This is a genomic window from Okeania hirsuta (assembly GCF_003838195.1).
In the GTDB taxonomy this organism is placed as follows: domain Bacteria; phylum Cyanobacteriota; class Cyanobacteriia; order Cyanobacteriales; family Microcoleaceae; genus Okeania; species Okeania hirsuta.
This window is the reverse complement of sequence record NZ_RCBY01000207.1, coordinates 1-12424: the sequence shown is the minus strand read 5'-3', so window position 1 is coordinate 12424 and position 12424 is coordinate 1. Positions and strand designations below refer to the sequence as shown.

General features: G+C 34.6%; 8 protein-coding genes and 1 pseudogene. All 9 read left to right on the top strand.

Going from position 1 to position 12424, the window contains the following annotated elements; all coding sequences use genetic code 11:
• Positions 1-87 precede the first annotated feature (87 nt).
• The 9 genes and pseudogenes from D5R40_RS40040 (at position 88) to D5R40_RS24940 (ending at position 11962) form a co-directional block, all read left to right on the top strand.
• Positions 88-1341: pseudogene (locus D5R40_RS40040) on the top strand (serpin family protein).
• 213 nt (positions 1342-1554) lie between these two features.
• Positions 1555-2832 carry a serpin family protein gene (locus tag D5R40_RS24970; protein WP_124155388.1) on the top strand — a complete coding sequence of 426 codons (1278 nt, stop codon included), beginning with the start codon at positions 1555-1557 and terminating at the stop codon, positions 2830-2832.
• Between the two features lie 724 nt (positions 2833-3556).
• Positions 3557-5452 (top strand): serine/threonine-protein kinase, encoded by a 1896-nt coding sequence (locus D5R40_RS24965; RefSeq protein ID WP_124147057.1) that lies wholly within the window; start codon positions 3557-3559, stop codon positions 5450-5452.
• A 779-nt stretch (positions 5453-6231) separates the two neighbouring features.
• Entirely contained in the window at positions 6232-6501 is a 270-nt protein-coding gene (locus D5R40_RS24960; RefSeq protein WP_124147056.1) for a hypothetical protein, read from the top strand.
• A gap of 244 nt (positions 6502-6745) precedes the next feature.
• Complete coding sequence (locus D5R40_RS36015) at positions 6746-6922, top strand: hypothetical protein (protein ID WP_161564687.1); 177 nt, start codon at positions 6746-6748, stop codon at positions 6920-6922.
• Positions 6910-7092, top strand: coding sequence for a hypothetical protein (locus tag D5R40_RS24955; RefSeq protein ID WP_124147055.1), 183 nt, complete (start codon positions 6910-6912; stop codon positions 7090-7092). Before D5R40_RS36015 ends, D5R40_RS24955 begins: the two co-directional genes overlap by 13 nt.
• Positions 7093-7461: 369 nt before the next feature.
• A complete protein-coding gene (locus D5R40_RS24950) occupies positions 7462-7821 on the top strand; it encodes a hypothetical protein (RefSeq protein ID WP_124147054.1) in 360 nt (119 codons plus the stop codon).
• A gap of 545 nt (positions 7822-8366) precedes the next feature.
• Positions 8367-11303 carry an efflux RND transporter permease subunit gene (locus tag D5R40_RS24945; protein WP_124155387.1) on the top strand — a complete coding sequence of 979 codons (2937 nt, stop codon included), beginning with the start codon at positions 8367-8369 and terminating at the stop codon, positions 11301-11303.
• Positions 11304-11488: 185 nt separating this feature from the next.
• Positions 11489-11962 carry a pentapeptide repeat-containing protein gene (locus D5R40_RS24940; protein WP_124147052.1) on the top strand — a complete coding sequence of 158 codons (474 nt, stop codon included), beginning with the start codon at positions 11489-11491 and terminating at the stop codon, positions 11960-11962.
• The last annotated feature ends 462 nt before the right edge of the window (positions 11963-12424 follow it).

The window sequence follows — 12424 nt, the reverse complement described above, 5'->3', positions numbered from 1 at the left end:
AAAGCCAAAAATTTATCGCTTTTAGGCAACAGGCAACAGGCAACAGGCAACAGGGAATATATAGGAAAAAAGTATTTTTGCAAATGAATGCTTACAATCGGAGATATAGACATGATTGAGAAATTAGTTTCTGCCAATAACAAATTTGCCTTTCAACTATTTTCAGAAATTCAGAAATCCCAGGCAAATGAAAATATTTTTATCTCACCCATTAGCATAGCGATCGCCCTATCAATGACCTACAATGGCGCTCGGGGAAAAACTCAAAAAGCTATGGCTAAAACTTTAAACTTTCAGGGAATGAGTTTAGAAGAAATAAATCAAGCAAATCAACAATTAGGAAATTTGTTAGAGAGTTTAAATTCAGAAATTAAATTAAATATTTCTAACTCAATATAGACTAAAATCGGAATACCTTTTGAGCAAAACTTTCTACAAATAAACCAAGAAATTTATCAGAGTCAAGTAAGAGAAATTGACTTGAAAAATCCGAAAACTCCAGAAATTATCAATAAGTGGATAAAAGATAATACCAAAGGCAAAATTGATAAAATAATTGAAACACTAGATCGTGATTCAGTCATGGTATTGTTAAATGCTATTTATTTTAAAGGAAACTGGCAAAAATAATTTGATAATTTTTCTACCCAAGAGCAGCCTTTTTATCTATCTAATGGAATGGAAAAACAACATCCAACAATGTTCAAATTATCTCAATATTCATATTATGAAAATCAAACTTTTCAAGCCATTAGTTTACCTTACGGAGAAGGTCGCGTCAGTATGTATGTATTTCTCCCCAAAGAAGAAATAGGATTAGAAAAATTCCATCAAACTTTAAATGAAGAAAATTGGGAAAATTGGATGCTAAAGTTTGATGGAATTTTTCTAATCCTATTTCTCCCCAAAGAAGAAATAGGATTAGAAAAATTCCATCAAACTTTAAATGAAGAAAATTGGGAAAATTGGATGCTAAAGTTTGAATCTCAATGAGTCACATTAACTCTACCCAAATTTAAAAATGAATATGAAGTTACCCTCAATGACATATTAAAAGCTTTGGGAATGGAAATAGCTTTTGACAGAAAGAAAGCAGATTTTTCTCGAATTCGTCCTATTCCTCCAGAGTTATATATTGATGAAATTAAACATAAAACATTTGTGGAAGTGAATGAAACAGGAACAGAAGCAGCATCAGCTACCAGTATAACTATGGTAGCATTAAGTGCTATGATGACAAGTATAAATATGTTTGTTAATCGTCCCTTCTTTTTTGCTATTAGAGATAATAATTCTGGCACTATTTTGTTTATGGGAGAAATTACAAATCCAGAAAATTAAGAGTAAGTTTTATGCATAATATTTCTCAGGTTAATTAAGTAGACCTATCTTTTTTATTTCCTATTCCCTACTCCCTAAAACAAAGGAATTTTATACCTCACGCTTTTTGGGGATTGCTATAGTAGTCTTAAATGATTTATAACAGAAAAGTTAGTAATTTTGAAAATTATATTGATTGTAATTTTTATCAATTGACTCTAGTGAGGTAAAAGAATGTTCAAAGAACTTATGAATAAATTTTCCCCCATTTCTGCCAAAATGTCTCTAGGAGCAATTATTTTAATTGTAATTCTGGGAGTCTATAACTTACCTGGCAGTACAATAATTTTAAGAAATCAGAAGCAGCATAAATTAGCTCAAACAGTAGATACAAGTACCTTGAATAAATTAGTTAATGCCAATAATAAATTTGGTTTTCAACTATTTTCAGAAATTCAGAAATCCAAATCCAATGAAAATGTTTTTATCTCACCAATAAGTATAGCGATCGCTCTATCAATGACCTACAATGGCGCTGCTGGCAAAACTCAAGAAGCTATGGCTAAAACTTTAAACTTTCAGGGAATGAGTTTAGAGGAAATTAATCAAGCAAATCAGGATTTAGGAATTTTATTAAATAGTTTAAATCCCGAGATTAAATTAAATATTGCTAACTCAATCTGGACTAGAAAGGGAATATCTTTTTATCCAAGTTTTATCCAAGTAAATCAAGATTTTTATCAGAGTCAGGTAAGAGAAATTGACTTTGACGATCCTGAAAGTCTGAAAATTATCAATAATTGGGTAAAAGATAAAACTGAAGGCAAAATAGATCAAATTATTCAAAAACTCGAACCCGAGGATGTCATGGTGTTATTAAATGCTATTTATTTTCAGGGCAATTGGGAAGAACAATTTTCTGAATATTCTACTAAAGATATGCCTTTTTATTTAGCCAATGGAACTCAAAAACAACATCCAATTATGTTCCAATCGTCAAGACATTTATATTACGAGAATCAATATTTTCAGGCAGTGAGTTTGCCCTATAAAAAAGGTCTGGTTAGTATGTATATATTTCTCCCCAGGGAACAAGTCAGTTTAGAGGGATTTTATCAAGTGTTGAATCAAAAAAACTGGGAAAATTGGATGAAACAGTTTGAAAGTTACGAAGTTAATTTAGGTTTGCCAACGTTGAAAAATGAATATGAAGTGACTCTCAATAATATGTTGAAATCTTTAGGAATGCAAATAGCTTTTCAAGGTGGAAGAGCAGACTTCTCTGGAATGAGTCGTGAGAAGTTATTTATCAGTGAAGTTAAGCATAAAACATTTGTTGAAGTGAATGAAACTGGAACAGAAGCAGCAGCAACTACCAGTGTAAGAATAACATTGGAAAGTGAAGTAATAACTGTCGATATGTTAGTTAATCGTCCTTTCTTTTTTGCCATTAGAGATAATAATTCTGGCACTATTTTGTTTATGGGAGAAATTACAAATCCAGAAAATTAGACTTCTTGCAGAAGTCAGGGAATAGTGAATAGGGAATAGGGGATATAGAAGAAAAAAATGGGAAAAGCAGATTAATTGATTTTCGCACCTCACCAGTCAGGGGAAACAAAGTAGTCATTTTGGAGCTTCATAAAATGAAATGACTATTGCGACATACGCAACATATTGAAAATATCACCACTCACATCCGAGTGCTTCACAAAATGGGAAAAGCAGATTAATTGATTTTCGCACCTCACCAGTCAGGGGAAACAAAGTAGTCATTTTGGAGCTTCATAAAATGAAATGACTATTGCGACATACGCAACATATTGAAAATATCAACACTCACATCCGAGTGCTTCACAAAATGGGAAAAGCCGATAAATTGATTTTCATACCTCACCAGTTTAGGAAACAAAGCAGTCAATCATTGAGAAATTAGTTTATGCCAATAATAAAATTACTTTTCAACTATTTTCATAAATTCATAAATCCCAATGATTAATAAATCAAAATTACGAACTTAAGGTAATTAGTTAAAACCACTATCACAGTCACATCATCAGCTACCCTGTAGAGATAATAGATTAAATTAAATATAACCTCTGATTTTTAACAGAATTAAATTATCCCTAACCTTTATACCCCTAAACCTATAATTTCGATTTTTGTAACGGAAAGTTCAACTTAAATATAATGAAATAACCCTAACTTGGACCCAAACTAACCATAATCCCTGTTTATGAATAACCCTATATATCCCGGACTAATACTCACTAACCGCTATAAAATAGTCAAACAATTGGGACATGGTGGTTTTGGACGCACCTACCTCGCAGAAGATAACCATCGTTTCCAAGAACCCTGTGTACTCAAAGAATTTGCCCCCCAAGTACACGGTAGTTATGCCTTACAAAAATCCCAAGAATTATTTGAAAGAGAAGCAGGGGTACTTTATAAATTGCGACATCCACAAATACCCGGGTTCCGAGAAATGTTTCGCGTTAAATTAGATGGAGAAGGATACCTATTTTTAGTACAAGATTATGTAGAAGGTAAAACTTATCGTGCTTTGCTAGAAAACCGCAAACGTCAAGGCACTTTTTTTAGCGAAACAGAAGTAACAAAATTTTTACTACAAATATTACCAGTCTTAGAATATATTCATAACTTGGGAGTTATTCACCGCGACATTTCCCCAGATAATATCATTCTGCGAAGCTCCGATAAACTGCCAGTATTAATAGATTTTGGTGGAGTCAAAGAAACAGCAACAAAAGTAGTATCTGAATATGCTCATGGTATTTCGCTCCAAGCAACAAGGTTGGGTAAAGTCGGATATGCACCAGACGAACAAATGCGACTAGGGATGATTAATGCCAACAGCGACCTATATGCTTTAGCAGCAACAGTCTTAGTATTACTGACAGGAAAAGAACCCTCTTTTTTAATAGATCCTCACGATTTAACCTTTAACTGGCGCAAAATAATTAGCATTAGTCCAAATTTAGGTAATGTGCTAGATAAAATGTTAGCTCCTCAACCAAGCGATCGCTATTCTACAGTTAGTCAAGTTATAGCAGAGCTTGAAAATTTTGCTTCTAGCACTGACCTAACACCGACCCAAGCAGCACCAAATGTCATCTCCACTCAACCTATTACCGCAGATCAAATCTCCAATGTCACAACAACACCAGTTTCCCAAATTCCAGCTACGACTAATAACCCTCAAAAATTTTCAATTTGGTCAACAATTTTATTAGTATTAGTAACAATATTTGGCATGGGAGGAATAGGTTGGATAGCTGGTAATTTTTGGTTAGAATACAACTCTAATCAAAAAGATAAAATTGTCAAAGAGAAACCCCAAGAATTGAGCGATAGCCTCCAAAAATCTGGCATTGAAGAGTCTTTCTTTTTTCCTTTAGTAGATGACTTTTTCTACGCTAAATATCCTCAAAAAAAAGGGCAAACTTTGAGTGATGAAACTTCAGAAGATAAATTATGGAAGTGGCGGTGGTATGAAATAGCAAACCAGTTACTTAACAAACTAGAAACGCTAAGTTTAGATGCTCGTCGTAGATTAGGAAATTATAGTAAAGATGATATTTATCGATGGAAGTCTCAACTTCATAGATTAAATATTAGTAGTACAGCTTTTAATGATTTGACCGATGCTCGATTTTTTTATTTATTCTCAGAACAACCCCGTGGAAAAAACATAATTGGTTTACCAATGGGTCAAATTTGGCAAGCGATCGCTACCGATACAATGAAAGCTTTACAAAGTAGAAAATCTTTAGAAGAAATTCGTTTTACACCAGGTTCATTTAGAGAAGTTGTGAATGGTAATTTACAACCAGGAGAAGGTAAAATTTATTTAGCATGGATACAAGCAGACCAAATTTTACGCGTCAGGTTACGAGTTAATTCTCCAGAAGTTTTCTTATCTATTTATCCTCCTGAAAAGTATCGTGGTAGGTCTAGAGCATTAGTAGAAGATCGAAATATAAATCTATGGAGGGGTCAAACCCTAACCTCTGGTTATTATCAATTTGTAGTTGTTTCTAATTCGGAGCAACCTATAGAATATTTTTTAGGAGTAGCTGCTAGAGATAGAATTAATCGTAGGTATTAGAGGAAGAAAGGGGAGTTGGGGAATGGGGGAGTGGGGGAGTAGTAAACATAAGAATAATATACACTTACTTGCTAATAATCGCTCTTAACGTTATTGAATTATACTAACTACTTAATTATTGAAGTCTTGCATAAGTATAGTGGTTGAAGCAAAGAGCGCGAACAGATCAAAAGCTTAAAACTCAGACATTCCTTCTACCTTCTACCTTCTGCTATTTAAATCGAAAAGAAGAGGAACAGGGAACAACTTGATAATTTTGATAAAGTCGCTGAAATACTTCTTGATAGTAGGGATATTTTGCCTGAAGTTGAGCGAAAGTTGTTGAAATCATAAATCCTTGAAAAACAATACTATAGGTATCCCAAGAAAAACGGGAATCATCTATTTTGAAATTCCCATCATTTATCAACCTAAAAAATTGTGCATAGAATTAGGTATCTGGTTGCGCAGCATTCCCTCATAAAAGGCTTTTTAAAATTAACAATTAATAATTACCTTTGCTTAAAAGGGATAGGATGAGCAAAAATATTTTTTGTTCTTATTTATTCTTCAAATAATAACCTTTAAACCTTAATTATTCAGTAATATCATGTCCTGATAATTAGTGATAAAAAACTTTCTCCTGTTCTTCCTCTTTATTCTTCTCTCCTGACTCCTGACCCCTGACTCCTGACTCCTCCCAAGTTCTTGACACTCTCAGAAAAATTATGAGATAATTGGAATAAGAATCAAACTATTATCTGAAAATTAATTATTCACAAAATCAGTTTAGGAGGTCTATGTTAAAATACGCAATTGTTGCTTTGATAACCCTGGAGTTAGTCTTGCTAAGTGCATTAGTTAAAGTGCCCGCTAATGCAAATATTAGAGACCCAGAAATTTTTACTTGGGATTATGCGTCTTTAAGTAATACTCAGGTTGTTTGTAAAAAGGTAGTCTTTCATCCTACAAATCGGTGGATACCAGAATCATCAGATATGGATCCTATAAATATTAATTCTGTAGTAGTAAATGATAGTTATTGTTCTAACTTAACTAAACCTGTTTAACATCATGTCCAGATGATTATTCTCATAAAAAACTGTAGGGGTATATTTATAGATCGAGAATGTTCTACTTAACAGAAATATTTATGCTTAAATCTACCCCTATCTCAGATATAGAAAAAAATCAGAGAACAAACTTAAAAAAATTGGAAAACCGGGTTTTTGGTGACATAAATCCGGTTTATCTATATGATGTTATAAAATTATGGTAAAGTTCTTATTGTAGATTATATGAGGTAAAAAAAATATGAAATATCGTGTCACTCTTAATCGTAGGGATATAATAGTCGAAGCAGGAAGTAAAGAAGAGGCAGCCGAACAAGCAGCAGGTAAGATTCATCAAGGGGAAAAAATTAACAGGATTAAAGAGGTAGAGTCATCGGAATCTAAGTCTGGCTCTTGGTGGGAAATTTGGTTAGATTAAGTATTGAAGAAGCAAGAAGGAAAAAGGAAGAAGCAAGAATAAAAAAGGAAAAAGTGGATAGCGACAGTGTTCGACAAGCTACTTTGTGTCTACAAACCCCAAGCAATTGTAAACACCGTTTAGATAGCCGGGTATTAAACCCAAAAGAAAAAGATAAATTGACAATATAATAGGGTTTTGCATATTGATTAAGTACATTAACTAGACTACATTTTTGCTCTATATTAAGCCAAAAAATTAAAAGCTAATATCTTACTGCTAATGACTATAATTTAGGCATGAGGTTAAGAGATTTGAGAAAAATTTTATTTTTTCTATTACCCGATCGCCTCCCCCATTTTATAATTGAAATTTACTCTAAAAAGTTGTCATTTGATGGATAATTATACAGCAATAATCAATAATAGATTGAGGTTACTTAACATATATAAAATATCAAAAAAATGTTTCCTAATCATCAAAAAAATTACACAATTTAGCTTAAGTAATTATCATAAAATATCCTCTCTTTCCGGTCTAACAAAAAACTAATTATTAGAATGAAAATTAGCGGCAAACAACAACCTTTAGTTACTGTTTTTTTATTAACCTTGGTAAGTATAGCTTACTGTAGTTTACTGGTGAGTGAAGCAAAAAGTCAAACTCCTAAATTACTATCTCAAAACGAATATCCTCAAGATTTTACGGAGGTTTATCAAGCAAGTTGTAAAATTAATGCTGTGACAAAAGGATTATCAACAGAACAAGCTGAAACGCTATGTGATTGTACCCTGAATCAGTTTCAATCTAAATATACCTTAGAAAAATTTCAGAAATTAATGAACAAAGCAGCAAAGGAGGAAGCGCCAGAAGAATTAATAGAAGTTGGAGAGATTTGTGCTGAAGAGTTAATAAATTAGGTGATATATGTTCAACAATTAATAATTAATAATTAATAATTAATAATTACCTCTCCTTGAAAAGAAGAGGATTGATTCAAAGGAAAATTTTTCTTCTCTTGGTCGATTGGATATGGCGAGGAGACCCGTTCTTGCAGACCCGCTCCGAAGATCGCCATCCCTCAACCGCTTATTATCCCCTTAAAAGGGGAAGCTTTAAACCAAAATTTTTCGGTAATTCAAAAATTAATACTTACAGCATATTTCGGGCAAATGAGGTACAGGGTAAATGATGAAAATATTGTAGTGAGGCAATCTAGCCATCTTCGGGGTGTACCTCACGGGCAACGGGAAGCGCTGTATCTCTGGTGAAAATTATCAGAAAATTATTAAGATTGGCTAATAGGATTTTTGGCGTTGCTGATTTGAGATATGATATCATGTCCGGATAAGAGGGCGAGCAAAAATTTTCTCTTTCTTTATTCCCTCCTGACTCCTGACTCCTGACTCCTGACTCCTAAGTAATTTAAGATTAATATGGTACACTAATTCAGCAACGCTCAAAAATGAAACAATCTACAGCAAAAAATCTACGACAACGCTGGAATATTTCCAGAAGGGCGATCGCTAAACCATGGTTAACTATTTGTTTTTGGTTAAGTGTAGTAATAGCAGGTTTTTTTGCCTTTAGTAGTCTCAAATATGGCTTATTTCCAGAAGTCAGTTTTCCAGTGGTGGTAGTACAAGCAACAGCAAATTTTGACAATACTATCGAAACAGAAACGCAAATTACAACTCCCATCGAAAAAGCTGTTAAAATCCTCGAAACAAAAGGGATGTATGAATTACGCTCCTCAACATATCCAGGTCAAGCAGTTATCAACATAGCTTTTACTACCCTAAACAATTTAAAATCAGCAACAGCAGATGTGGAAACTGCTCTCAAACAAGTACCTCTCCCTCCAGAAACTAATTTAGACATAATCAGTCTTGACCTCAATGAGTCAGCAGCAATTAGCTACGCCATTGTCAGTGACAGTAAGACCCTCAAAGAATTAACTGCCATTGCTCAAAATCAAATTATCCCTACTATTTCAGAATTACCGGAAGTTTTAAAAGTCAACCTACTTGGAGATGCTTCCTTCAAACAAAAAGACACTGACACATCACTCCCTAACACTTTCCCAACTTTAGTCAGTTTCAATCATAAAAATGCCATAGCTTTCCAAGTAGTAAAACGTGCTGATGCCAATACTTTAGAAGCTGTAAGTAAAGTAGAAGCAACTGTAGCAAAAATGCAGTCTGAATTGCCAGAAATAAAACTCGCTTTAGCAGAAACTCAAGCAGACTATATTCAGGAAGCAACCCAAGCTACTATTGATGCTTTATTATTAGCAATTATTCTAGCAGTAGCAGTCATTTTTCCATTCTTGCGGAATTTTTCAGCCACCATAATTACAGCTTTAGCAATACCTATTTCTCTATTAGGTACTTGTATTATCATGGCAATATTTGGATTTAACCTAGAAACTATTACCCTCCTCGCCTTAGCAATAATAATTGGAATTGTTGTTGATGATGCTATTGTAGATGTGGAAAACATTGCCAGACATCTCGAAGCAGGAGAAACTCCCAGACAAGCGGCCATCAATGGTACTGATGAAATAGGGTTAACAGTTGTTGCTTCTACCTGCACTATTGCCGCAGTATTTCTCCCAGTCGCTTTTATGGGAGATACCCTTGGTCAATTTTTTCAACCCTTTGGTTTAACAGTTTCCGCCGCAGTATTAATTTCTTTATTAGTCGCCCGCACTTTATCCCCAGTATTAGCAGTGTGGTGGTTAAATGAAGTCAGAAGTCAGAAGTCAGAAGTCAGAAGTCAGAACTCAGAAGGCAGAAGGCAGAAGGCAGAAGGAAATAATAATGAAGTTAAAAGTTATCTGACACAAGATGGTTTATTAAATCAAACACCAATTAGAAGTCAGAAGTCAGAAGGAAATTATGATGAAGTCAGAAGTCAAGAGTTAGAAGAAAATAATAATGAAGTCAAAAGTTATTTGAAACAAGATAATTTATTAAATCAAACACAAAAGTGGGAGAACACTTTATCCCATCAATACCAAAAATTACTTAACTGGTCCCTAGACCATCGAAAAGTTGTCATAGCAATAGCTTTACTCAGTTTCATCCTTGGTATGGCAATGATTCCTCTAATCCCTAAAGGTTTAGTACCCCAACTAGACCGAGGAGAATTTAATATTACCTACACTTACCCTCTACCTAATTTTGCGAAAAATACTGAAAATTTTCCTCCACCCCAAGCAAATCAAGCACCTGCCAATAACTCAATTTTTCCTGAAGGAGCATTTAATTGGATTAGCGGTCTAACTCAATCTCCCACTAGGATCTTATTAAGAAAATCTCGTAGAGTAGCGCAAAATATCGAGGAAATTGTTTTATCCTCCCCAGAAGTAGAATCAGTTTTTAGTATTGCAGGTTTCCAAGGCGAACCAAATCGTGGTAAAATATATGTAAAACTCAAAAAAGAGCGATCGCTCACTACTGCCCAAATACAAAAGCAAACTCGTAAAGCTTTATCTGAGTTAAAAAATATTAGTGTTAGTGTGGAGGATATTCCATTTGTTGAGACTGGTGCCGGAAAACCTTTTGAGGTAATGTTATTAGGAGATAATCGAGAAATTATCTACAATACAGCTCAAAAAATTCAAACTCAAATTGCCAAATTACCAGGATTTGTCGATTTAACTATTGCGCCTCAGTATAATAATTTCGATAACCCCATGGAAATAACTCATCGCAGTCAAAAGCAGGTTATCTATATTACAGCTAATCTCTCTGAGGGTTTAGGATTAGGGAATGCTATAGATTTAGCACTAGAAATATCTCAACCAATTTTACCTCCTGGTGTCAAGTTAGATTTAGGTGGAGATTCTTTGAGAGTAGGGGAAGTATTTGGTAGTTTTTTTGTAACTTTAGGTTTCTCTGTTGTATGTATGTTGACAGTCTTAGTATTACTTTTTGGTAGATTTTTAGAACCCTTGGTAGTAGGTTTGTGTTTGCCTTTGTCTATTGTGGGGGCAATGTTAGGATTATTATTTACTCAGAGTGATTTTGGCGTTATTTCCCTACTCGGTCTAATTTTTCTCCTCGGTTTACTGGATAAAAATGCTTTGTTATTGATGGATTATATTAATCAACTGCGTCAGTCAGGGTTAGAGCGCAGACAAGCTATTTTGCAAACTGGGTTGGTGCGACTGCGACCCATTTTAATGACAACAAGTTCGACAGTTTTAGGAATGTTGCCGATCGCCTTGGGATTAGGAGCAGGAGCAGAATTACGACAACCCTTAGCTGTGGCAATTATTGGAGGGTTAATTACTTCTACTTTGTTGAGTTTAATTGTAGTTCCTGTTTTGTACACTTTATTAGAAGATTGGTGGAGATTGAAATTATATTATGTCCGGTTGAATAGTTATAAATAAATGACGGAGGAGTCAGGAGTCAACCCACCCCTAACTCCTCCCTTCATGATATCAATTGAGCTTCATACAAATTTATAAAATTTTAAACTTTTGTGTAGTTTTAGCTACATTTTTTGATGTTTCTGCCACCATGAAAAAATAAACAATCTTTAAAAAACTAATTTTCTCAAACGGAGTTGAAAAATATGGATGCTCAAAAATTCCTGAGTCGCTACTCTATAGGAAAACGTTATTTTCGAGGAGTTTGTCTCAGTAATGCAAATCTGCGTGGGGTAAAACTGACTATGATTAATCTAAATCAAGCTGATTTAAGTGGGATTGACTTAAGTCGGGCAAAACTAAGTGGAGCTGAGTTAAGTCAAGCAAATTTATCTGGTGCCGATCTTAGTTATGCAGACTTGCGTAGCGCGAATTTAAGTGATGTTAATCTAATCGGTGCTGACTTGACAGGAGCAAACCTAGCACGAGCTAATCTGAATCGAGCAGATCTGCGTAGTACTAACCTTACTGGTGCAGACTTAATTGGAGCAAACCTGAATGAAGTAGAAATGAGTGGCGCAGATTTGACCGCAGCAAATGTTAATCAAGCAGAATTAAGTGCAGCTAGCTCTCATTTAGGTGTTTCTCGCAAGTGGGTGACTTGGGCAGGAAGCCATTAGATTTTTATTAAAAAGTATCAAATTTGAGGTTATATCAAATCCGGTAGCATCGGTATAAAATCTTTTGAAGATAGGAGTCAGTCCTCAGGAGTCAAGAGGAAAAACAGTTATAGCAATTCCCATGCTGGTGAGGTCAAAATTCGTTTGTTGTGGGGGAGTAGGGAGTAGTAATTCGGGAAACAGAGAATAGCGGTGCGACCCCGCAACAACGACAGTCGCAAGGAGGCGCGCACCAAGAGAGAAAAGAAGAAAAACACCAGTACCTCAGTAGTCTGAGAAACGCTATATCAAGATTTCCTAATGGTGAAGATGGACAATATTTTTATACCTAATTAAACGGATTTGATATTACTAAAAATATCCCATGCCATTCGACGTGGGTTTCTAGTATTCCCAATCAAACCCTTTTGACATCCTCCCCGGCCTAAAGGCACGGGGATTCCTACCGAGCCGTGGCTCCTC

What these genes read in the sequence shown, in the direction of transcription:
- D5R40_RS24970 (WP_124155388.1), top strand. Translation starts at nt 1,555, where the DNA reads ATGTTCAAAGAACTTATGAATAAATTTTCCCCCATTTCTGCCAAAATG.
- D5R40_RS24940 (WP_124147052.1), top strand. Translation starts at nt 11,489, where the DNA reads ATGGATGCTCAAAAATTCCTGAGTCGCTACTCTATAGGAAAACGTTAT.
- D5R40_RS24965 (WP_124147057.1), top strand. Translation starts at nt 3,557, where the DNA reads ATGAATAACCCTATATATCCCGGACTAATACTCACTAACCGCTATAAA.
- D5R40_RS36015 (WP_161564687.1), top strand. Translation starts at nt 6,746, where the DNA reads ATGAAATATCGTGTCACTCTTAATCGTAGGGATATAATAGTCGAAGCA.
- D5R40_RS24945 (WP_124155387.1), top strand. Translation starts at nt 8,367, where the DNA reads ATGAAACAATCTACAGCAAAAAATCTACGACAACGCTGGAATATTTCC.
- D5R40_RS24950 (WP_124147054.1), top strand. Translation starts at nt 7,462, where the DNA reads ATGAAAATTAGCGGCAAACAACAACCTTTAGTTACTGTTTTTTTATTA.
- D5R40_RS24960 (WP_124147056.1), top strand. Translation starts at nt 6,232, where the DNA reads ATGTTAAAATACGCAATTGTTGCTTTGATAACCCTGGAGTTAGTCTTG.